Raw genomic sequence first — 23,045 nt, 5'->3', positions numbered from 1 at the left:
ATCAAAAGGATTTGCAAAAATCAAATTTAAGCATTTGAATCCGTTTATAATAGAGGCGATAAAAGCCGGGCAGCCTTTTCCAGTAAATGTTTATACAAAGGACGTTCAGCCCATTTTACCGGATCAATTTTTCTGGCATCCTTAAGATCTTCGTAAAATACTAAGCTCAGTTCCGCTGCAATTGCGGTGTCGTATACAATGGCATTCACCTCAAAATTGAGGTCAAAGCTTCTGAAATCCATATTTGCAGTACCAACGATTGCTACTTTTTTGTCGGTAACCATAGTTTTGGCGTGTACAAAACCCTTTTGGTACTGATGGATTTCCACGCCGGCGCTGAGCAGATCATTATAATACGATCTGGCAGCTGCATTCACCAGGATAGAATCAGATTGTCCGGGAACCAGCAGCTTTACAGAAATCCCACTCAATGACGCGATAGTCAAGGCATCAAGCAGACTTTCACCAGGGATAAAATACGGGCTGGTGATGAGTATTTCGCTGGTGGCAAGATTTATGGCCTGGAGAATGGAGAATAAAATGGTGGGCGATTCAGAATCCGGGCCGCTCGCTGCAATCTGCACAATTTTGTTGTCTGTTCCTGTTTGTGCGGGCTCTGCCGGGAAAAAGTTGCTGTCTGGCTGCAAGACCTCATTGGCACAGAAATTCCAGTCGCACAAAAACAGGTATTGCAGATATTGCGTGCCTGGTCCGTCAATACGTAAATGGGTATCACGCCAGAAAACTTGTTTAGGATTGCGGCCATTGTTAATGTACCTGTCGCTCACATTGATACCGCCTACAAAAGCAGTTTGCCCGTCTATTACAATGATCTTCCTGTGGTTGCGGTAGTTTAGCCTGTTGGCAAAAAGCATGAAATGGACCTTCAGGAACGGAAAAGCCGATATCCCATTTGCTTTCAGACGTGGTACAAGTTTTTTCCGGATATCCCGGCTCCCAAAATCATCATAAATAAAACGGACAGTTATGCCTGCTCTTGCCTTGTCAATCAGTGCAGCTTCAATAGCCTTACCAACCTCATCATCCTCATAAATATAGTACTCTATATGAATATGATGTTTCGCATCCTTAATGGCCAGGAGTACTTCCGGAAACTTCTGTTCCCCGTTGATGAGCAGCTTTACCGCATTATCCGCAGTTAGAGGGCTCATAGAATCTTTCAGGACCATAAATGCCAATTCTTTGTTACTGATTACCGTGGCATGGTTTTGCCGGAAAGTCTGCTCCGAATAATGAAGTATCCTTTGCTGAAATTTAACAGCCAGGTCATCATTTTGATAAAGCTTTTTACTGTACATCTTTCTGTGACGGTAATTGATACCGAAAGAAAAATAAAAGATCATTCCAAAAACAGGTACAAATATGGCAAACAGGAGGTAAGCAAGTGTTTTTGTAGTACTCCTGGTATCGTAGATAATACGCAGGCAAACTAAAATCAGGACAATTACATACGCGATCTCCGCAATCAGCAGCCAGTTCATAGATTTATATTCATAAGTACAGCTAATATAATCTTTTCCTATGCTTTTCCTCTGCATTTGCCGTGGTTTGCTCTGGTACCGTTCCATGGGGGGTAACAATTTTCCCTTGTACTTGATGTATAAATAACCAACCAATATTTAACCTTTAAAAAAGCAAGATCATGAAAACTTATACTTTAATTTTCGCCTTATCATTTATCAGTTCAATAACTTTCGGACAAGCAAACGAAGTGTCCGGTATCGGTAAACGTGCAGGAATAGGGGCTGGCGCAGCAGCATCTTATGCCGCCACCGGCAAAACCATTTTGCCAGACACGCCTAAAACAAATTTTACGACTCCGCGAGAGGCTGGTTTATTAAGTGCTGAAATCCCCGGCGCTTCGGTAATCAGCAGTGCAAAACAAACACAGGGGTCAAGCTTTGGTGAAAAAGTAAACCAGGGGTTGCATGCCGCCGGATCAGCAGTAGTTTCCGGTGAAGCAAAAACAGAAAACCCCTTGTATCAGGGAAGTGGTAGGGCACAAAACAACCCGATGCATAAATCTGAAGCCAGCGTAGCTAGCCCTGGCAACCCTATTGGTGGTATCATTATAAAGGGTGGTAAAAACCGGTAATGGTGTAAAACTAGCAATTGGAAGTTTATGGTTAACGAGATAAATGCTCACCATAGTCATTAAGTGGTGGCAGGTATTCGGTACCAGGATTTGTTCCAATGGAATGGATACTCAGATTTTGATCTTCGTGTCCAGGCACACCATCCCTTTTTAATCCGTCTTCAAAGCCCGCAGAGCCAATAGCCGGACCCGCAGGCGGCAGGTCATCCTTAGTTTTGGAAGCTCCCGGTGCTTCGTTTTGCTGATCATGATGCTGAGCTGTGATTCCCGGGTGGTCAGCATGTTGATTTTCATTTAATGTATTCATGACATAGGGATATATTATTTAACTGATAATAGCAAAAACATACAGATCGTGGAAAGGTTTTAAAAGGATCGAACATTAAAACAAAGATTATCAAACCGGACAAACTTTTAATATGGATGTAAAATGGGATAGAATTAATGGTAATTACCGATCTTTGAGGCTTTTATATATTTCAATTAGGATAATATTAATTTATTATGAGTATAAGAATTGCGAAAGCAGAGGATGCAACAATAATTGGCCAGTTGCTTACGCAGCTTGGCTATAAAACAGGGAAGAACTTCTTAATCGATAAAATTAGTCAGCTGATTCATCATCCTGATCATTTACTGGTGGTTTACGAAGACAATAAGGTGGAAGCTGTAATGTCGGTTCATTTTATGCCACAATTGGCATTGACTGGAGAATTTGCTATTATCAGTTACCTGGTAGTTGATGAAAATATCAGGAGCAAGGGAATAGGTAAGGAACTCGAAGCCTACTGTGTGGAACAAGCCAAGGCAAGAGGATGCGATAGGATACAGCTGCATAGCAGTTTGAAAAGAACCGGTGCACATAAATTTTATGAGCGGGAAGGATATCAAGAGTCGCCAAAATATTTTAGTAAGAGCTTGATTGTTTCCGGTGATCCCCGTAGCTGAAATCCATACACAGGAGGTTGCTCATACGGCCCAAGGTGTTTATAAGTGTTATCCCATATACAGCTAAGCTATGGTGTGTGACATAAAATATTAATGAGCTTACCGAAAGGATCGCGGGTGTAAAATCTTTTCACACCCCAGGGCTCAATTACGGGGCCGTACTCTATAGCAAATCCAGCTTCCTTTATATGGTTTAAAGTTTCTTCGAAATTATCTACCTCAATTGAAAGGTCTGGCGTTAAGGTTCCAGAACCACCTTCTGAAGCGAAACTGATCTGGACATTCATTTTTTGATTTTCAGTTCCATAGGTTGTAATCCAACCATGGTCCATTAAAAGTTCCAGGCCTAATATAGTTTTATAAAAGACTTCGGCTTTAGCGATGTTTTCAGTATGAATATTTGCAACAATTCTTTTGACCATAGAATAAATTTGAACAGTACTTAGGGCTAAACCACCCATTTATCGCAACTCAATAAAAAATGCGGATCCGCATCAGCGCCTATGCCTGGTGTATCAGGAACATCCAGAAAATAACCATCATAAGTTAATCCGCCTAAAACCGGATCTGCCAGATGCCCAAGTAAGCAGGTATCCAGATCAAAAAAGACCACGTTGGCACTTGCTAAAGCAAAATGCAGATTGGCACTAAGGGCAATCCGGCTTTCCAGCATACTGCCGATCATGCATTTAATACCAGATTGCAAAGCAATTTCATGGATCTTCTGTGCTTCCAGGATGCCGCCGGATTTGGAAAACTTGATGTTCAGGTATTCGCAAGACTGGCTGTTGATGAGTTTGCGGGCATCATGATGGTTATAACAACTCTCATCAGCCATGATTTTAATCGGCGAGTTCAGGTTCAGTTCGGGGAGCTTGTCGTCATACCAGGTACGCATGGGTTGTTCACAAAATTCAATGTTTAAGGATTCCAGCTCACCAAGGGCAAAAAGCGCATCGTCAAAGCTCCATCCCTGGTTGGCATCCAGACGCAGCACCATCGTTTCACCGACTGCTTTCCTGATCTGCTTTACACGTTCAATATCCTCATGTATTTTTTTGCCCAGTTTTATTTTGATAATCCGGCATCCCTGGTTTTGATATTTTATTGCGGAAAGGGCCATGTTTTCTGGCGTATCAATGCCAATGGTCATGTCAGTTTCAATGCTGCGTTTTTTTCCGCCTAAAAACTGGTAAAGCGGCAGGTTGGCGTTTTTTGCCGCAATGTCAAACAAGGCCATGTCAAAGGCACTTTTAATGGTGCTGTTGTGTGCGGCGTAGCCCAGCAGATCATTCATTCTTTCCGGTATATCCAATGGATCTTTACCGATCAGGATCTTTGCAAAATCCTGTGCCATGGTCAGGCAGGTTTCCTGCGTTTCGCCAACGATCATTGGAAAGGCGGAGCATTCACCTACGCCATACATACTGGCGTCGGTATATATCCTGATCAGTACGTTTTGCGCAAAATGCATCGTTCCGGTGGCAATCACAAAGGGTTCCATAGGAATGCTGAAGCGGTAAATTTCGGTATGGGTGATCTTCATTAGCGTATACTTTAAGTAAAAGTACAAATTAACTTTTTACCTTTATCATATGAATACAGAACCCAACAGCTTAATCCATGCTTCTTCGCCATATTTACTGCAGCATGCCTATAATCCGGTTAACTGGTATGAGTGGGGCGCAGCGGCTTTAGAAAAAGCCAAAGCAGAAAATAAGCTGATATTGGTCAGTATTGGTTATTCTGCCTGCCATTGGTGCCATGTAATGGAGCGGGAAAGCTTTGAAAACCATGAGGTTGCTGAAGTGATGAACCGGAATTTTGTGTGCATAAAAGTGGATAGGGAGGAACGTCCGGATATTGACCAGATCTATATGCTGGCCATACAGCTGATGACCGGGAGCGGAGGCTGGCCGTTAAATTGCATATGCCTGCCGGATCAGCGTCCTATTTACGGTGGCACCTATTTCAGAAAAGCCGATTGGATCAATGTACTGGAAAGTGTTGCGGGGATGTGGGCTAAGGAGCCAGGTAAAGCCCGGGCTTATGCCGACAGGCTGACCGAGGGGATTCACAATGCGGAGAAAATTATCCCCAACATTAAGGTTGATGATTATACCAAAGCAAATCTAACCGCAATCACTGATCCCTGGAAACGCCATTTTGACATCACCGAAGGTGGGTATAACCGTGCGCCTAAATTTCCATTGCCCAACAACTGGCAGTTTATGCTGCGCTACAGTCACCTGATGAAAGATGATGCCACGCATGTATCGGCTTTGCTAACACTGGAGAAAATGGCTATGGGAGGGATTTATGATCATGTAGGTGGTGGTTTTGCCCGTTATTCTGTAGATGGAAACTGGCATGTACCCCATTTTGAAAAAATGCTTTACGACAACGGACAGCTGATCAGTTTGTATGCCGAGGCTTATCAGTATTCCAGGTCATTGCTGTTTAAAGAGGTGACTGAGGAAAGCATCCAATGGCTGGAAAGAGAAATGATGTCCCCTGAGGGCTTGTTTTACTCAGCCCTGGATGCCGATAGTGAAGGGGTTGAGGGAAAATTTTATGTATGGGATAAAGCCGAATTTGATGCGCTGCTTGGAGATGATGCCCATTTGCTGGCCGATTATTTTAACATTACAGCTGATGGAAACTGGGAAGAGGAACAGACCAATATCCTGCTCAGAAAGTTTACAGAAGAAGATTATGCTGAAGTAAAAGGGGTTTCTGTGGTAGAATTGCTCAAAAAGATAAAAGCTGCAAAAGCCAGGCTATTGCAGGAAAGAAGTAAAAGAATCAGACCCGGGTTAGACGATAAATGCCTGACTGCCTGGAATGCCATGGCCATTAAAGGTCTCGCAGAAAGTGCGGGGATATTTAATCAAGCTCATTATTATGAAATGGGCAGAAATGCCGCTTCCTTTATACTTTCCACTTTAAAAATGACGGATGGAGGCCTGTACCGTAATTATAAAAACAATAAAGCGAGCATTCCGGGCTTTCTGGATGACTATGCTTTTTTTATTGAGGCTTTAATTGCGCTTTATCAGTCTGATTTTGAGGAGCACTGGCTGCAGGAGGCCAGGCGCTTGACAGCTTATGTACTGGAAAATTTTGCAGATTCGGACAGCCCTATGCTTTTCTATACCTCAGCCACCGGGGAACCTTTAATTGCCAGAAAGCACGAGATTATGGACAATGTAGTGCCGGCATCAAACTCTGTTATGGCGCAGAATCTGCATAAACTCGGTCTGTTTTTTGACGAGGATACTTATATTCTTAAAGCAGAAAGTATGCTTGCTGCTGTTCATTCCCAGATTAAAACTTATGGTTCTGCTTATTCGAACTGGGCTATACAGCTTTTGAATGAAGTATTTGGGCTAAATGAAATTGCTTTAACCGGCAAAACGGTCGATAAAATCAAGATGGAGCTCAATACACATTATATACCAAATAAAATTACATTGGGAGGAACAAAATCCGGACTACCATTGTTAAAAGATAAGCAAAGCATTGAAACAAAAATCTATATTTGCCGAAATAAAGTGTGCCAGTTGCCAGTAGCTACTGTTGATGAAGCATTAAAATTGATAAATTAAAAAAATCACAATGAGTATTAAACCCAATACAGTAGTATCATTAACGTACGAGTTGCATACGACTAATGAAGAAGGACAGCAAGTTTTTGTAGAAAAAGCGGATAAAGAAAATGCACTCGTTTTTTTATATGGTACAGGAATGATGCTTCCAAAATTTGAAGAGCATTTAAACGGTTTAAACGTTGGCGATGAGTACAGTTTTGAGCTTTCTGCAGCCGATGGCTACGGAGAAATTGATCCGGGTGCTTTTGCTGATCTTCCAAAAGATATGTTTAAGGATGTTGAACTGCCAGCTGTTGGCGATGTAATTCCTTTGCAGGACAATCAGGGAAACCATTTCAGGGCTGGCGTTACCGCTGTTCATGAAGATGTTGTTGCGGTCGATCTAAACCATCCTATGGCTGGTAAGAACCTGATCTTCGCAGGCGAAATTTTGAGTGTCCGTGAAGCTACCCAGGAAGAGTTAAGCCACGGTCATGCACATGGCGCTGATGGTCACTCCGGCCACTAAATAAAGTTACATTTTTCGCAAATGCCGTAAGCAATGGTGCTTACGGCATTTGCGGTAAATCCTTTGGGCATCTTAATCCCGGGAACTTCTATCTCCAGACAATAAATTTTAAAGCACCTGGTGCAATTGAAGTGCACATGCTCATCATGGTGGTGGTGTGCAGAACATGCCGGTGAACAAATGGCATAGTTAGCCGTACCGTTCAGATCCATCACCCGATGCAGGATTCCCTTGTCTTCATAAGTATTCAATATCCGGTAAAGGGTAACCCTGTCAATTTCTTTCCCTAACCTTTTCTCCAGTTCAGGTTGGGAAATAGCGACGTTATCCATAGCGATTTCCTCCAAAACACGTACCCTTTGTCTGGTGTGTTTTAAATCGTGTGCTTTCAACAGCTTTATCGGATCCATTCGCATCATAAGTATTTATATGGCTTTGGCGCCTATTATGGAAATTGGCGGATTGTCCATCGCATTGCCAGTGTTTAATTTAAGGGTGCCTTTAACTACTACCGTTTTATATGTAAATTTAATAGGTGCCGTCATTTCAACTAATACCATAACGGGAACCCCGTTTTTTCCGCAGTAAAAGCATTGGTTGATTGGCAGGGTGGACAGCATGAACTTGGTTTGTTTCATGCCATCCTTAATAGGCACGATATAACCTTCCAATTCAAAAGGTTTATTGGCATATTTCTTTATTTCCGGCGTAAATATGGCCTGCATCTCTGTGTCTTTAACAATCTTGAAGTCTACCCCACCAATGACTTCCCAGTTATCAGAATTGATCTGATCATCAGGATTATGCTGCGCTTTTGTTGCAAAACCTGTAAAAAGCAGGGCTATCCATATCATTCGCTTTATCATCATTGTCTGTCTTTTTAAACTTTGTTTCCTTTAGTTTTTAGCTAATATTTTTGAAATGTTTGACCTGTAGGCCTGTATAGCAGGTAGTATAGCTGCAAATATACCAATTGCAAGGCCGGTAAAAAACAGGTATATCTCATCATAAAGTAAAACAAAACCTGTTAGCTGTGCCTGGCTGCTTTCCTGATTTTTGCCAATAAATTCCAGTGCAAGGTGCCCCAGTGTTATCCCAATTATTGTGCCGGCTAATGTAAGCATCATGCCTTCTGCAATAACAATCAGGAAAAGCTTTGTACGGGAAGCGCCTAAGGTGCGCATAATGGCCAGGTCATAATTGCGTTCTTTTAATGAATTATAAAGGTTTACGAACACGCTGATGGCCGAAATAAGCATAATCAGCACCGCAAACCATTGCAGGGTGTCTACACCAACACCGATCAGTGAAAACAAACGTGTACTTTCCTGCGCCGGAGAGGCGGCCTGCATATTTGTAGTTTCATTTACCATTCTGGGAAACATTGCGACAGACATTGGTGAACGGTATTGGATTAACAGGGAAGTAAGTTCGCGGGGGATGTCATTTTCGTGTTCATCATGCATTTTCCATACGCTGGCTATATTGGTCAGGATCAGGTTATCGGTAACATTTCCCTGAGTTTCAAGAATGCCGGTAACCTTGTAATGATGGCTTTCATGTATATCTGAGCTGCCCGTTAAGCCATGGGCACCATTGAAGGTATCACCAACTTTCAGCTTTTCAGCTTTGGCAACGGCGGATCCTACGGTCGCCTCAAAATCCTGCTGCCAGAATTTTCCTTGTTTTGTTTGGAGGTGGTACAGGCTTACAAAATTGCTGTCGGTACCCACTATCCTTATACCATTGTAATTATCGCCCAATGCCAATGGCACCGCACGTTTTACAAAGGGACTCCGGGCGAGTTCCATCGCTTCTTTTAAGGGGATATTTCCGGTAGGGAAATCTATGTAATAAATGCTGCTGAGTATCAACTGAAGGGGGCTGCCTTTGGCTCCAACTACCAGGTCAATGTCTTTAGCATTGTTTTCCAGTTTATCACCAATTTGCTTAGAAGCCAGCAGCAAAATGGTTAAAATGCCCGTACCAAAAGCAACAAGCATTATGTTAAGTGCTGCAGATAAGGGTTTAGACCATAAGCTTTTCCAGCTGATTTTTAATGGGCTCATGCTAATTGATAGGTATTTATAAATACATCTTTTACTCTTTTGTCGTGGGTAGCCACAATTAAGGTGGCCTGGTTGATACCGGATTGCTGCAACAGCAGATCTAATACTGCCCTTGCATTCTTGTCGTCCAGACTGGAAGTAGGCTCATCTGCGATCAGCAGGGTAGGCTTGTTGATTACCGCACGGGCAATAGAAACACGCTGCAATTGACCCTGGCTCAGCTGATCAGGATAGGCATGCAGTTTATTGGCTATCCCTAAAGAATTTAAAACTTCCTGTACCCGGTTTAGATCAGTAGGCAAACCAGCCAGACTTTGCGCTAGTATCAGGTTATCAGAAATACTCAAGCTTTTAATCAGGTGTGGACGCTGAAATATAATACCGATGTTCCTGCCCCTGAACTGGTCCAGTTTTTTAGACGACAAACCGTAAATGGAAGTTTCATTGATGTTAACCTCTCCGGCTTCCGGTTTCAGTATCCCGGTCAATATATGCAATAGTGTCGTTTTTCCACTGCCGGATTCACCAAGTAACAGCCATTGCTCACCTTTATTGATTCGCCAGTCTTTAAATGCAATGGCCTGTCCTCCTGGATAATGATGAGAAACGGAGTTTATAGCGATCATATTCGGTTTCTTAATTAATTGGTTGTACACAAAAATAGCACAAGCAAATTAATTGCCTATGCTATTCATGTAAAGTATTCGCTACTGCCTTCTATTTTGAATACATTTTTGCCCTCAATTCCGCAACATCCGGACTGCTGATGTACTCATCATAACTCATCATTTTATCAATTACACCCTTAGGTGTCAATTCAATAATACGTGTGGCAACAGATTCCGTCAATGCATGATCCCTCGAAGTAAACAATGCAGTACCTTTAAAATCTTTCAATCCATTGTTTAAAGCCGTAATAGACTCCAGATCCAGGTGATTGGTAGGCTCATCAAACAGCAACAGGTTCGCGTGTTTCAGCATCATCTGCGAAAACATGCAGCGCATCTTTTCACCACCAGACAATACCTTTACATTTTTCAATACCTCTTCGCCAGAAAACAACATCCTGCCGAGGAAGCTGCGGACAAACTGCTCGTCCTGATCGGTACCAGAATACTCACGTAACCAATCTACCAGGTTCTCGTCTTTGTTTTCAAAGTAAACAGAGTTGTCATTAGGAATGTCAGCTACATTGATGGTTACCCCAAACTTAAATTCCCCGGTATAATTCTTTTCACGCCCGGTAAGTACATTGTAAAAAGCAGTGGTAGCTAAACTGTTCTGAGAAAGAACGGCAATCTTATCTCCCTTGTTCACCATGAAGCTGACGTTCTTAAACATCACGTCGCCGTTTAGGGTACAGGATAAATTTTCTACCTGCAGGATCTGATCACCTGCTTCTCTGCCCAGGTTATTGAACAAAATGGCCGGATATTTTCTGCTGGAAGCTTTGATCTCAGAAATGTCGATCTTGTCCAGCGCTTTTTTACGTGAAGTAGCCTGTTTGGATTTAGACGCATTGGCACTAAAGCGCTGAATAAATTCCTGCAATTCCTTAACTTTCTCTTCCAGTTTTTTGTTCTGGTCGCTGCGTTGTTTCAGGGCCAGCTGGCTCGATTCGTACCAGAAGGTATAGTTACCCGAATAAGTACTCATTTTGCTGAAATCAATGTCAACAATATGCGTACAAACTGCATCTAAAAAGTGCCTGTCGTGAGATACCACCAATACAATGTTCTGATAATCCGCCAGGAAATTCTCTAACCAGGCAATGGTATCAATATCTAAATCGTTGGTCGGTTCATCCAGCAACAGGATGTCCGGATTGCCAAATAAGGCCTGAGCAAGCAACACGCGTACTTTTTGCGTACCATCCAGCTCTTTTAGCTGCTTATAGTGGTATTCTTCTTTTATGCCCAGGTTGCTCAGCATGGTAGCTGCATTGCTTTCCATGTTCCAGCCATCCATTTCCGCAAATCTGTTTTCCAGTTCGCCCGCGCGCTCTCCGTCCTTGTCTGTAAAATCCTCTTTCAGGTAAATGGCATCCTTTTCTTTCATGATGTCATACAATTCCTTGTGGCCCATCATCACCGTTTCAATTACACTGAATTCGTCGAACTCATAATGGTTTTGTTTCAAAACCGCCATGCGTTCCCCGGGTGTAAAAGCTACACTGCCAGTGGTCTGGTTCACTTCACCTGATAAAATTTTAAGAAAAGTGGATTTACCTGCACCATTGGCCCCAATTACGCCATAGCAGTTGCCATGTGTGAATTTTAAGTTGACATCTTCAAATAAAGTTCTTTTTCCGTAACGGAGTGATAAATTAGAAACTGAGATCATATTGCTGAAAAATAAGCCGCAAAGGTAGGTAAAAAGGTTGAGGCTGGAAAGCTAAAGACTTAGGATTGAATAAAATGTTTATTTTTGGATATGCAACATGACCACCTCCTGGATATACTGAAAAACCCACTGCATAAAACAAAAGTAGAACAGCTGGCCGAAACCGCATCGGCTGAAAGCTTTTCCCTGAAAGAACTGATCGATTTGACTTTTCATGCTGAAGAACAGGTTGCGTTCAGGGCAGCCTGGATTTTAGAATATGTGTATTGTCGCAGCTCCGAGAGATTACTGGCGGATGCAGGTTATTTCTTAAACCGCTTTCATTTGCAGGATAACCTTTCTGCCCGCCGGCATTATGGAAAAATTCTGGCACTCATGACCAAAAAGAGTGCGCCCCATGCTGTAAAACAATTTATTGAGGGGTATAAAACTGAACAGTTGGTTGACATCGCTTTTTCCTGGTTAATTGATGATAATGTGCCTGTTGCCATAAAATCACATTGTTTAAATATCCTCGCAAACTTAAGCACCAAGCACAACTGGATACGGGAAGAGTTATTACAAACGATGGACTTTTTGGTGGATAAGGAAAGTGTGGCTTTCTATGCGAAAGTGAAGCAGATTAGAAAACAGTTGAAATAGCATTTTACAGACGCTCAACATTTGAGTGTAAATAAAAGCATACTTTTGGTTTTATGGATAATGAATATGAAGTTTTAACCAAGATCATCAAACAAAGGCGAAGCATTTTTCCGGTGAGTTATACCAAACAGGAAGTGCCTGTAGCAGTGATCGAACAGATATTGGAAAGTGCGAACTATGCACCAACACATAAACTCACTGAGCCCTGGCGTTTCATTGTATTCAGAAAGGAAGGGAAACTAAAATTAGGTGCTGAACTTGCACGCCTGTACAAAGCAGGTACTCCAGCCAATCAGTTTTTACAGAAGAAATATGACAGCATCATGGAGAAAGCAGAACAGGCCAGTTGTGTGATCACTTTAAACGTACAACTGCATACCGATAAGGTACCGGAATGGGAAGAGCTGGCTGCATTGGCCTGTGCTGTGCAAAACATGGCGCTTACTGCCGGAGCCTTACAGGTAGGTGCTTACTGGAGTTCTCCGGGGATGATTGCAGATTTGAAAGAATACCTTAACTTAGGTGAGCAGGAAAAATGTTTTGGACTTTTCTATATGGGTTATCATGAAGAAATGCCGAGGGAAGCCAAACGTACACCTATGGCAGATAAAATTAAATGGGTAACCTCATAAACAATGGATAAAGGAAATTTATACCAGCATTGCCTGGATTTCATAGCACAAAGGATCCAGACTGCAGAGACCGCCTTGGCACAAGCCAGAGAAGCCAGTAACGACGATACCAAAAGCAGTGCCGGGGATAAATATGAAACCAGCAGGGAAATGATGCAGCAGGATATAGACCGCAATAAACGATTGCTGATAGATGCGCAGGAAAATATGAAGATCCTGGAAGCGATAGCACATGTACCCCCATCAGACACTGCCAGGGCCGGGAGTTTAATTTATACCAGCCAGGGCATATTTTACATCAGCATCAGTGCCGGGCAATTGAATACAGATGCAGGGCCGGTGTTTGCCATTTCTGCTGTTTCGCCCATTGGTAAATTGCTTTTGGGCAAAAAAAAAGGAGATGACTTTTCCTTTAATGGTAAAAAGTATCTCCTTAATGAAGTATTGTGAGCTGATCAAAAGCTCTTCACAATACTGTTGTGTAAAGTTCTGGGACTCCAGTATCCGCTGGCAATAATCCTTCTTACGGTAAACAGCGGATCATTCTGGTCACGTTTGTCTGCCAGGGAAAAAGCCATTCTGAAACCGCGTTTCTTAAGTTCCGGGATGCCTTCGGCATTCCATAGCCCAAAAGGATAGGCAAATTCTGTCATTTTTTTACCGGTGATCTCTTCCAGTTTTTTTGTTGGTTTATCCAGCTGTTCTTCCCAGTCTTTACCCTGGTATTTCTTAAAGTTCTTATGGTCATAAGTATGGCTGCCAATCACGTTTCCTGCGTCAGAAAGTTGTTTGATCTGGTCGCTCGTCATGTAATCGACAAATTTACCTTTCTTGCCAATTGTAACGGTCATGATAAAATATACCGCTTTAAAGCCATATTTTTTTAAGGTAGGGGCTGCAATGGTGAACTGATCCATGTCCGTATCGTCAAAAGTGAACATGATCGGCTTCGAAGGCAAGGGGGCACCGGTATTTAAGTAAGCATACAACTGGTCCGGTAAAATGGAATGGTAACCACTATCGGCCAGCATTTTAACCTGATCTTTGAAATTTTGTATCTCAACGATATAATCTTTGCCTACTTTTCCATCTGTAGGTTTCCAGTTCCGTACCTGGTGGTAACACAATATCGGCACCTGTTTCCGGGCAAGGATGCTCTTGGCGTCGGCAACTTTTATTTTAGAAACGTCCACCTGGACGGCCTGTCCGTTTTCAGGATCCGCTGCTGTTTCAGCTGTAGCAATAGAAATGCTGTCTTTTGCATCCGAACCTGCGGCAGCTGTTTGTGATTTTGACTGGCAGCCGGCTGCAAAAACTACAGCTGCGGCCATTAATGTTAAAAAGTGATGTTTCATATAAGGTATTTGATGCAAAACTATAAAATCAAATCCAATAAAGTAGCTAAAGCAACAGGAGTTTTCAACAAAAAAACAGGTATAATAAAAAGCCCCTGCTTATGCAAGGGGCCTTTTATCTAACCAAAATAATTTTTTATATAAACCTTGTGCTTAGAAGTGGAACATCACACCCAGTTTAGGGGTAATGGTGCTTGCATCTAAACCAAATGTGTTTACTTTTGCTTTTTCACCGGTTGCTTCTTCTTTAATGGTGGTATTTTGATAGCCTAAACCGTCAACCGAAACTTCAATGCCGATTCTTTTAGTTGGGAAGAAGGCAAATCCAGGGCTCAGTTTTACACCAATTTGGGTAGTGGTACCTAATTTATCACCAACATCGCCAGTAGTTTCATCTACATCTTTAACATTTCCGAAGTTCATAGGAACAGACAATTGTCCGAAGAATTTGAACTGATCAGATAAACCTACATAGTAACGGCCAAAAGGCGCAACTTCAAATGATTGAACTAAAGATCCCTCACTTACCTGTTTGTTGTAATTGTATCCGACACCGGTACCTACAGCAAAATTGTCGCTTACAAAATAACCTGCAGAAGGAACTACGTTAAACCTGAAGTCAGCTTTATCCGCACCGTCAACTTTTGTACTGTTCAAACCAACACTACCACCTAATATGAATTTTCCTTTTTCTGTTTGAGCCTGAGTGCTGAAAGCTAAACCTGCAACTGCAACTAACGATAATAATAATTTTTTCATCTTCTTAATTTTAATTTATAATCTGGTCCTTCTTGTTTTTATTTTTTGACCATTTACGTTATATAGTCAATGTGTATGCCAATTAAATGTTGCGCTGATTATGCTAAAAAAGCATTTTATGTAAGTGCTTATTGCATAGGAGAATAGATTTGATAACCATTTTCATTATTATTTTGCAATGACAATTGCGTTTAAATTATGACAAATCTGAAGAGGTTCCGGTTCGTCAAACTGACTTTTATTGTAATATTGTCAGTTGGTGTCCTGTCGGTTTTGGCATACATGTTAACAAATATCTGCCATGCTCATGACGTTTTCTTCAAAAAAACTATAAATTCATAAATCTTTGTATCCATTTAAAGCGTTATACATATCATGAGATTATTAATAGAACGAAAACCGGTTAAAGTATACCCCGATTCGAAGCGGGTAATAGCAAGATTTTTTTTTAATGGAGATGAAAGAGCGGTAGAGGTGGTTAAGCATGTAATGGCACTTTCTGATAAAGATGTGTTTGGATTGATTTCTCCATTGTTACAGGAATATTCCAAGAGACACAGAAATATTACTAAGATTCTTACCCGTCACTGTAAAAAGATAAAACATTGTATAGAAATAGCAGGCTATGATTTTGAAGCACTGGATAAATATCAGAAATTGTTGCTGGGGTCGTATTTTACGCACGAATACTCCATAGAATCAGCTGCGTTTTTTAACCCTTCAGTGGTAGAAGACCCAGACCAGTCTGACCTGGTTGAAGGAGAAAAAAGACTCATCATCAGTTTCAGGGCAGTAGGCGAGGGGCACATTTCTTCTGTGGTGTTCAGGCGCGCTTTGATAGACCGGAACCATAACATTACTGTAATACCAGTTGGAAATTATATTGATGAGGCGGAGATCATTAAAAATGCGATTTATAATAAAAAGCTGTTCCTGAAAAAAGCCGCAGATTCCAGGATAGACATCGAAGTTTTAGACGAGGTGGGGCTTAAGCTCGAGGATAAATTTGATTACGCAACGCTGAGAAAGATCATTCTGGACAGTAAGAACCTGCAGGAAGATGACCTGAAAAAACTGCAGTATGACAAGATACTCTGGCTTTCGGACACCTATCATGAGATCAGTTTTTCAAGAGATACCGACATTTCTGACCGGGTGATCTTTCCGATCTCGGAATTTGAGCGTAAGGGTATTGAGGACGCCAGGTTTGTACGTTTCGTAAAGGATGATGGTAATGTGGTATTCTACGCTACTTATACCGCATTTGACGGGGCTATGATTATGCCTAAGCTGCTGCAGACCACAGATTTTTATGATTTTAAGATCAGTCCCCTGCATGGCATTGGTGCCCAGAATAAAAACCTGGCGCTGTTTCCGCGTAAGATTAACGGCAAATATGCGATGATGTCGCGGATAGATGGCTGGAATAATTATTTGATGTACTCAGATAAACTCACCGTTTGGGATAACCCGGTAAAACTGCAGGCCCCGCAATTTCCATGGGAGTTTATACAGATTGGCAATTGCGGTTCACCCATAGAAACAGAAGCTGGCTGGCTGGTGATTACCCATGGTGTTGGTCCGATGCGCCGTTATTGCCTTGGCGCCAGTTTATTTGATCTGGATGATCCATCCATAGAAATAGGCAGGTTAAATGAGCCCCTGGTGATCCCTAACACTGATGAACGTGAAGGCTATGTGCCAAATGTATTGTATTCCTGCGGCTCCATCATTCACGACGGGGAACTGGTCATCCCATACGGACTTTCCGATTATTGTTCCTCATTTGCTACCGTTAAAATCGAACTGCTCCTGAATAAACTGAAAAATTCGGGTTTCGCAGCTTCTTCGACAGGAGTTTAAGCACAAGGTATTCCGGAAGGAATTATAAAATCTGCTGATAAAGGCTGAGGTAATCGGCTACCATTTTTTCTTTGGAGAACCTGGTAGCTGACCATTCCCTGCAATGCAGTCTGTTCAGCAATCCGACATTTCCAACGGCCTCAACCGCTTCTGCTATGTTCTTGACCAGAAATCCTGTCTTTTCATTCAGGATCAGCTCGGGCATAGCCCCTTTATCGTATGCGATAACCGGAGTTCCACAAAGCATGGCTTCTGCAACGCTTAAGCCAAATGGTTCCGCAAAGCCAATGGGGTGGAGCAAAGCCGCTGCTTTTCCTAACAATTCATTTCTTTGTTCGGGGCCGGCAGCACCCATAAAAACAATCTGGTCACATAAATGTGGCTTAACCTGTTCTGCATAATAGGTTTCATCTTGTATAATACCCGCAATTAAAAGGCGGCGATTGCTGGTCAGTGCAATTTGTATCGCTTCAGCTGCTCCCTTATCGGGATGGATCCTCCCAAAAAAAAGCAGGTAATCATCCGGTACAGCTGTAAAAGTAAAATCCTCCGTTTGCAAGCCATTATATACGGTGCCGAGGTAGCTGAGGTCCGGATGCCGGTTTGCGTCACTGATCGCAACATAATGGGCCGAAGCATCATACTTTTTATATACGGCTAAAATCTTTTCTGAGGAAAAGCCATGGATGGTGGTGATCAGCGGCGTTTGGATTAACCGGGAATAAGTAAGTGGCAAAAAATCAAAATGATTGTGTATCAGGTCAAACTTGTCCGCTTTTTCCATCAGGTTGCTGATGTGCAGGCATTCTACAACCTTGGCATCCTGGTTTTTATCTTCCTCATATCCTTTAACGACCACAGCATCTAATGCAGCCCTGGTCAGGGAATCCCCGGTAGCAAAAAGGGTCACCTCCAATCCCGCATTAACCAGGCCCTCTGTAAGGTTAGCTGCCATTTGTTCCCATGGACCATAGTGGCGTGGAGGGGTTCTCCACGCCACGGGTGATAATACGGCTATTTTCATCTCAGAACGGCGGCTGTCAGTTTAAAATTTCTTTTTTAACATCAGCCAGGTCGTTGTTGCGTACATATTCATATTCAAACTCCAGACCTTTCAGCACGATTAAATGCGAAATCCAATAGGCCAGGGTGCTTTCTGCACCCTGATTACGGTTTACGCCATGTGGCTGCAGGCCATCACCACAACCTTTAGTCTCATGATCATATAATGGGACCTTCAGGCTATTTTCGCCTAAGAACCATTGATAGCAAAGGTACATCTGTTTAATGTACACCAGGTCGTGGGTGATTTCGTAGGCTTTAAAATACATCAGCACCATGGCCATAGTTTCTATAGCCTGCTGATCGTAAATGGCCATTTCTCCACCTTCGTATAGCCAGCCATTATTTCCTACAGGGTTTAAGTACCCTTGTATAAGAGTTTTTTGGCTCATGAATTCCATGCTTTCCAAAGCAATATCAAAAGACTCGGCATCTTTGCTAACCTGATAATGACAAAGCAAGGCTAAAGGTAAAAGGGCATTGTCATAAGTCATTTTTTCTTCAAACCAGTGCCAGCGACCATTCTTATGGTTGTGATAGGCCTGTTTTAAAGGTATGGCCAGGGTATCGAATTCGTGTTTTACATGCTCATCATTAGGGTTGGCCTTTAAATAGTTAGACAGACCGATCATGGTATTGGCTATTCCCCGCAAATGTTTCAATGCTTTGAAATGGGGGATTGATTTGTTGAAAAGTTCCCTGGCAAATTCGCGGTAAGAGTTGTTGGGAGCATTGTTAATCAGGTAACCCAAAGCCCATATGGTGCGCCCGAAAGAGTCTTCAGTGCCTACTTCATCCAGGTATTCCCTGGTAAAGCTCAGAAAGTTACGGAAATTGCCATCATCGCATTGCATATACTGAATGTAGCTGAGGTAAATAGGCAGCAGTTCCAGGGCAACTTTACTTTTTGTTTGCTGATAGGCCAGAATTGCCAGAATCAGTGCCCTCGAATTGTCATCCAGGCAATAGCCCTCTTTAAGGTTTGGGATCCCATATTTAGCATGCTGTACAATACCCGTGTCATCCGTTAAGCGTTTAATGTGTGCCATACTAAAGGAAGGCATGGCATCAGGATCGATAATCTGTTTATTGTTGTCTTCTTTTTCTGCAAGTGATTTGTATATAGCCTCATCCAGTACGTCAACAAATACCTGTCCCGTATTTGGCCATCGCAGGTGAAGGCCATATTCATAGGCATTAGATTTTAATGAAGCAAGTTTATTCTCATCTGCAAATAGCTCATTTACAATATCGGCAAGCGTGTCAGTGTCCTTAAAGTCAAATAAGCGCCCGCGGTTGTCTGACAAAAGTTCCTGAGCATGCCAGTAGGGGGTAGAAATTACCGCTGCCCCGGCACCTACTGCATAAGAAAGTGTACCACTAGTGATCTGGGCCTCATTTAGATAAGGTGTAATGTACATGTCGCAGGCAGTTAAATAATCAAATAACTGCTCTTCCGACACAAATTTATTGATAAAGGTCAGGTTATCCTCTACATGGAGTTGTTTAGCCAGTTTTTTGAGGCTTTCCCGGTATTCTTCACCAGAATTACGGATTACTCCTGGATGGGTAGTGCCCAATATGACATACATCACATCCGGATTTTTAGCTACAATTTTAGGTAGGGCTTCAATTACAGTCTCCAATCCCTTGTTTCTACTGATCAGGCCGAAAGTAAACAGCACCTTTTTACCTTTGAAGGCTAGTGATTCTTTAACCGGGTTATCTGCTTTCGCTTCCAGATCCGGCACACCATGTTCTATGAGCTGTATTTTATTAAATGGAATTCCATATATGCTGGTCAGAAAGCCTACAGCCCTATGGCTCATCACCACGATACGGGAAGAATACTTGGCAATTTCCCGGATGATGGTCAGTTGCATGTAACTGGGATCTTTCAGAATAGTATGCAAAATGGTAACCAATGGCTTTTGAAGCCTGGCAATCAGCGGGAGGATATATACACCATTTTCGCCACCATAAATACCGAATTCATGTTCCATTATACAAGCATCAACCAAACTGGTATTGATATAATCCGCTGCGCGGATGTAGTCTTTTTGATTTTCTTGTCTGATCTTATATTGAACTTCTTTTGGATATTCATACTGATCTAAATCTTCAGAGTCATTGAGGGCTACTACATAACTGTCTTCAGAAACAGCGGTTTTGTTATAGCCGATGGCACGGAGCAGATTGTGGTTAAAAGTTGCGATACCACATTCACGTGGCGGATAAGTTGATATATAAGCAATTTTCATAATTCTAAAAAGATCTTTACAATGATATCAACAGTTTTTAAACGGAATTGTTCTGTTTATATTGATTTTATTCATGAAAAATTGTTAAAAATTAAACAAAATGACAATACGGATAAAAATTGTTCAACAGATCGATAAAAAAAGCCTTAACGATAGCTCATTAAGGCTTAAGAAATTAATTAAACTGCTGAAACCAGAAATAAATGTTATTTATTATTCAGGAACACAAATTTATGGTCAAACATGTCTAGTTTGATCTTACTATCTTTATCTACTTTTCCAGCCAGGATCTCTTTAGACAGCTCATTCAGGATACGTTTCTGAATCACACGTTTTAACGGACGGGCACCAAACTGCGGGTCATAACCCAATTCTGCAAGCCAGTCCAAAGCATCTTCAGAAGCTTCTATTGCGATACCCATTTCTGCCAGTGTATCCTGCACATGTTTAAATTGCAGGCTTACAATATTTCTCAGCTCAGCGCGGTTCAATGGTGTAAACATGATCAGTTCATCAATCCTGTTTAAAAATTCGGGCCTGATGGTTTGTTTTAACAATTCAAACAGCTCATTTTTAGTTTTGGCAATTACTTCATCCCTGTTCTCTTCTGTCAGTGATTTAAAATTATCCTGGATCAGGTGAGAACCAATATTGGAAGTCATAATGATGATGGTATTCTTAAAATTCACCACCCGGCCTTTGTTGTCTGTTAGCCTGCCATCGTCCAGTACCTGTAATAAAATGTTGAATACATCAGGATGCGCTTTTTCTATCTCATCCAGCAGTACTACCGAATAAGGCTTGCGGCGTACAGCCTCAGTTAACTGCCCCCCTTCATCATAACCCACATATCCCGGAGGGGCACCGATCAGCCGCGAAACAGCGTGGCGTTCCTGGTATTCACTCATGTCTATACGGGTCATGGCATTTTCATCGTTGAACAGGAATTCTGCCAGTGCTTTGGCCAGCTCCGTTTTACCTACCCCCGTTGTACCCAGAAATATGAAAGAGCCAATGGGTTTGCGTTTGTCCTGCAAGCCTGCTCTTGAGCGTCGGATGGCATCAGATATGGCTTCTATAGCTTCATCCTGTCCGGCTACACGTTTGTGTAATTCATTTTCCAGGTTCAATAGTTTTTCACGCTCGCTCGACACCAGTTTGGTTACCGGTATGCCTGTCCATCTGCCTACTACGCCGGCAATGTCATCTGCCGTTACCTCTTCCTTCAGCATCCGGCCTTCAGCCTGCTGGCCTTCCAGCTGTGCTTTTAACTGTTCAACTTTGTCCTGGGCCTCTTTGATCTTTCCATAGCGTATTTCCGCTACTTTACCATAGTCTCCTGCACGTTCCGCCTGGTCAGCTTCCAGCTTATAGTTTTCTATCTGCTCAATTTCATTGTTGATGTTGTCAACCAGGTCTTTTTCCCCTTGCCATTTGGCTTTTATTTCATCCCTTTCGGCCGATATATTGGCAATTTCTTCCGCCAAGGACTTCACTTTTTTACTATCATTTTCCCTTTTGATGGCCTCACGTTCAATTTCCAGCTGCATGATCTTTCGGTTCAGCTCATCCACTTCTTCTGGTACACTGTCCATCTCCAAACGCAGCTTAGAAGCGGCCTCATCCATTAAATCTATCGCTTTATCAGGTAAAAAACGATCTGCAATATAGCGTTGCGATAGCTCTACAGCCGCAATAATGGCCTCATCTTTAATCCTGACCTTATGGTGGGTCTCGTATCTTTCTTTTAAACCCCGTAGTATAGAAATGGCATCCTGTGTGTCAGGTTCATTCACCATTACTTTCTGAAAACGACGTTCGAGTGCTTTATCCTTTTCCAGGTATTTCTGGTATTCATCCAGGGTAGTGGCACCGATGGCGCGGAGTTCACCACGGGCAAGGGCAGGTTTTAAAATATTTGCCGCATCCATCGCCCCTTCACCTCCACCTGCACCAACCAGGGTATGGATCTCATCAATAAACAGGATGATGTCACCATCACTTTGGGTTACTTCTTTAACCACCGCTTTTAAACGCTCTTCAAACTCGCCTTTGTATTTTGCGCCTGCTATCAGTGCACCCATATCCAGGGAGTAAACCGTTTTTGTTTTCAGGTTGGTAGGCACGTCACCTTTAATGATCCTATGCGCAATACCTTCTGCAATAGCAGTTTTACCAACTCCGGGTTCACCAATCAGGATGGGATTATTTTTTGTACGTCTGGACAGGATCTGGATCACCCTCCTGATCTCCTCGTCACGACCGATCACAGGATCAAGCTTACCAGATTCTGCATATTCGTTTAAGTTACGCGCATATTTGTTCAGTGCATTATAGGTAGCTTCTGCATTTTGCCCGGTTACGTGATTGTCGCCCCGTAAAGCGATGATCGCTTTTTTCAGATCCTTTTCTGTAACACCCTGATCTTTGAGGTGTTTGGCTGTGTCGTCGTTTACAGAGAGTAAGCCAAGCAATACATGTTCTACAGAAACAAATTCATCCTTAAACTCTTTCAGATAAGAATTGGCTTTTTGCAAAGCGGAATTGCTGCCCGAGGTCAGATAAGGGTTGCTGCCGGTAACTTTCGGGAATTTTTCAATCTGTGCATCCAGTTGCTGGTTTAGCACATTTAAATTTACATTCAGTTTCTTCAACACATAAGAAACTACATTCTCGTCAACAGTAAGCAAACCCTTAAGGATATGTGCTGTTTCAATAGCCTGCTGCTGATTGCCTGTGGCTATTTCAGAAGCCTGTTGAATTGCTTCCTGGGCCTTTATGGTAAAGTTGTTGAAATTCATATCGATAAATAAACAAAGCAGGTGCCATCTTGTTTTTTTGTTCAGGAACGGAAATTTTGTCGGTGATTTTCTCCT

22 protein-coding genes are annotated in these 23,045 nt (G+C 42.3%); 8 read left to right on the top strand and 14 right to left on the bottom strand.

Annotated elements, in window-relative coordinates; genetic code table 11:
• Positions 1-44: 44 nt before the first annotated feature.
• Positions 45-1,559: a cardiolipin synthase gene (cls, locus tag R2Q85_RS05800; protein ID WP_316810805.1), complete on the bottom strand. Its 1,515-nt coding sequence runs from the start codon at positions 1,557-1,559 to the stop codon at positions 45-47.
• A 104-nt stretch (positions 1,560-1,663) separates the two neighbouring features.
• Here cls and R2Q85_RS05795 point away from each other — a divergent pair, with 104 nt between their 5' ends.
• Entirely contained in the window at positions 1,664-2,116 is a 453-nt protein-coding gene (locus R2Q85_RS05795; protein ID WP_316810804.1) for a hypothetical protein, read from the top strand.
• 31 nt (positions 2,117-2,147) lie between these two features.
• Here R2Q85_RS05795 and R2Q85_RS05790 read toward each other — a convergent pair whose 3' ends face one another.
• Entirely contained in the window at positions 2,148-2,423 is a 276-nt protein-coding gene (locus tag R2Q85_RS05790; RefSeq protein ID WP_316810803.1) for a hypothetical protein, read from the bottom strand.
• Between the two features lie 197 nt (positions 2,424-2,620).
• Here R2Q85_RS05790 and R2Q85_RS05785 point away from each other — a divergent pair, with 197 nt between their 5' ends.
• Complete coding sequence (locus R2Q85_RS05785) at positions 2,621-3,064, top strand: GNAT family N-acetyltransferase (RefSeq protein ID WP_316810802.1); 444 nt, start codon at positions 2,621-2,623, stop codon at positions 3,062-3,064.
• A 68-nt stretch (positions 3,065-3,132) separates the two neighbouring features.
• On the opposite strand, the gene R2Q85_RS05780 is transcribed toward R2Q85_RS05785, so the two are convergent.
• A complete protein-coding gene (locus R2Q85_RS05780) occupies positions 3,133-3,486 on the bottom strand; it encodes a VOC family protein (protein WP_316810801.1) in 354 nt (117 codons plus the stop codon).
• A 26-nt stretch (positions 3,487-3,512) separates the two neighbouring features.
• Entirely contained in the window at positions 3,513-4,610 is a 1,098-nt protein-coding gene (locus R2Q85_RS05775; protein ID WP_316810800.1) for a dipeptide epimerase, read from the bottom strand.
• Between the two features lie 49 nt (positions 4,611-4,659).
• Between R2Q85_RS05775 and R2Q85_RS05770 the strand changes: the two genes are divergently transcribed.
• Positions 4,660-6,672, top strand: a complete 2,013-nt coding sequence (locus R2Q85_RS05770; protein WP_316810799.1) for a thioredoxin domain-containing protein — start codon at positions 4,660-4,662, stop codon at positions 6,670-6,672.
• Positions 6,673-6,682: 10 nt separating this feature from the next.
• Positions 6,683-7,183, top strand: coding sequence for a peptidylprolyl isomerase (locus R2Q85_RS05765; RefSeq protein ID WP_316810798.1), 501 nt, complete (start codon positions 6,683-6,685; stop codon positions 7,181-7,183).
• Here R2Q85_RS05765 and R2Q85_RS05760 read toward each other — a convergent pair.
• From R2Q85_RS05760 to R2Q85_RS05740, 5 genes are all read right to left on the bottom strand, one after another.
• Positions 7,180-7,593: a Fur family transcriptional regulator gene (locus R2Q85_RS05760; protein WP_316810797.1), complete on the bottom strand. Its 414-nt coding sequence runs from the start codon at positions 7,591-7,593 to the stop codon at positions 7,180-7,182. The genes R2Q85_RS05765 and R2Q85_RS05760 overlap by 4 nt on opposite strands.
• A gap of 15 nt (positions 7,594-7,608) precedes the next feature.
• Entirely contained in the window at positions 7,609-8,052 is a 444-nt protein-coding gene (locus R2Q85_RS05755) for a hypothetical protein (protein ID WP_316810796.1), read from the bottom strand.
• 27 nt (positions 8,053-8,079) lie between these two features.
• Positions 8,080-9,252, bottom strand: coding sequence for an ABC transporter permease (locus tag R2Q85_RS05750; protein ID WP_316810795.1), 1,173 nt, complete (start codon positions 9,250-9,252; stop codon positions 8,080-8,082).
• Positions 9,249-9,878, bottom strand: coding sequence for an ABC transporter ATP-binding protein (locus R2Q85_RS05745; RefSeq protein ID WP_316810794.1), 630 nt, complete (start codon positions 9,876-9,878; stop codon positions 9,249-9,251). The genes R2Q85_RS05750 and R2Q85_RS05745 overlap by 4 nt, the downstream gene beginning before the upstream one ends.
• Before the next feature lie 91 nt (positions 9,879-9,969).
• The gene (locus R2Q85_RS05740) at positions 9,970-11,595 is read right to left on the bottom strand and encodes an ABC-F family ATP-binding cassette domain-containing protein (RefSeq protein ID WP_316810793.1); all 1,626 of its coding nucleotides are present in this window, start codon (positions 11,593-11,595) and stop codon (positions 9,970-9,972) included.
• 84 nt (positions 11,596-11,679) lie between these two features.
• On the opposite strand from R2Q85_RS05740, the gene R2Q85_RS05735 reads away from it, so the two are divergent.
• Genes R2Q85_RS05735 through R2Q85_RS05725 form a run of 3 tightly spaced genes read left to right on the top strand, consistent with a single transcriptional unit; the run spans position 11,680 to position 13,319 of the window.
• The gene (locus R2Q85_RS05735; RefSeq protein WP_316810792.1) at positions 11,680-12,237 is read left to right on the top strand and encodes a hypothetical protein; all 558 of its coding nucleotides are present in this window, start codon (positions 11,680-11,682) and stop codon (positions 12,235-12,237) included.
• Between the two features lie 53 nt (positions 12,238-12,290).
• Positions 12,291-12,869 carry a nitroreductase gene (locus tag R2Q85_RS05730; RefSeq protein ID WP_316810791.1) on the top strand — a complete coding sequence of 193 codons (579 nt, stop codon included), beginning with the start codon at positions 12,291-12,293 and terminating at the stop codon, positions 12,867-12,869.
• 3 nt (positions 12,870-12,872) lie between these two features.
• Positions 12,873-13,319: a 3-oxoacyl-ACP synthase gene (locus R2Q85_RS05725; protein ID WP_316810790.1), complete on the top strand. Its 447-nt coding sequence runs from the start codon at positions 12,873-12,875 to the stop codon at positions 13,317-13,319.
• Positions 13,320-13,324: 5 nt separating this feature from the next.
• Here R2Q85_RS05725 and R2Q85_RS05720 read toward each other — a convergent pair whose 3' ends face one another.
• Both R2Q85_RS05720 and R2Q85_RS05715 read right to left on the bottom strand, forming a co-directional pair.
• Positions 13,325-14,224, bottom strand: a complete 900-nt coding sequence (locus tag R2Q85_RS05720) for a polysaccharide deacetylase family protein (protein ID WP_316810789.1) — start codon at positions 14,222-14,224, stop codon at positions 13,325-13,327.
• Between the two features lie 153 nt (positions 14,225-14,377).
• Positions 14,378-14,983 carry an outer membrane beta-barrel protein gene (locus tag R2Q85_RS05715; RefSeq protein WP_316810788.1) on the bottom strand — a complete coding sequence of 202 codons (606 nt, stop codon included), beginning with the start codon at positions 14,981-14,983 and terminating at the stop codon, positions 14,378-14,380.
• 375 nt (positions 14,984-15,358) lie between these two features.
• On the opposite strand from R2Q85_RS05715, the gene R2Q85_RS05710 reads away from it, so the two are divergent.
• Positions 15,359-16,846 (top strand): glycoside hydrolase family 130 protein, encoded by a 1,488-nt coding sequence (locus tag R2Q85_RS05710; protein ID WP_316810787.1) that lies wholly within the window; start codon positions 15,359-15,361, stop codon positions 16,844-16,846.
• A gap of 22 nt (positions 16,847-16,868) precedes the next feature.
• Here the strand turns inward: R2Q85_RS05710 and R2Q85_RS05705 are convergent, their stop codons facing one another.
• The 3 genes from R2Q85_RS05705 to clpB all read right to left on the bottom strand — a co-directional run bounded on the left by R2Q85_RS05705 (position 16,869) and on the right by clpB (position 22,970).
• The gene (locus R2Q85_RS05705; protein WP_316810786.1) at positions 16,869-17,870 is read right to left on the bottom strand and encodes a glycosyltransferase family 4 protein; all 1,002 of its coding nucleotides are present in this window, start codon (positions 17,868-17,870) and stop codon (positions 16,869-16,871) included.
• Between the two features lie 16 nt (positions 17,871-17,886).
• On the bottom strand, positions 17,887-20,169 hold the full coding sequence (locus tag R2Q85_RS05700; protein ID WP_316810785.1) for a glycosyltransferase family 4 protein: 2,283 nt from the start codon (positions 20,167-20,169) through the stop codon (positions 17,887-17,889).
• 206 nt (positions 20,170-20,375) lie between these two features.
• A complete protein-coding gene (clpB, locus tag R2Q85_RS05695) occupies positions 20,376-22,970 on the bottom strand; it encodes an ATP-dependent chaperone ClpB (protein WP_316810784.1) in 2,595 nt (864 codons plus the stop codon).
• Between the last annotated feature and the right edge of the window lie 75 nt (positions 22,971-23,045).

Source organism: Pedobacter heparinus, from assembly GCF_032678725.1.
GTDB classification, from domain to species: domain Bacteria; phylum Bacteroidota; class Bacteroidia; order Sphingobacteriales; family Sphingobacteriaceae; genus Pedobacter; species Pedobacter heparinus_A.
The sequence above is the reverse complement of the archived record's forward strand: the minus strand, read 5'-3'. Positions and strand labels throughout refer to the sequence as shown.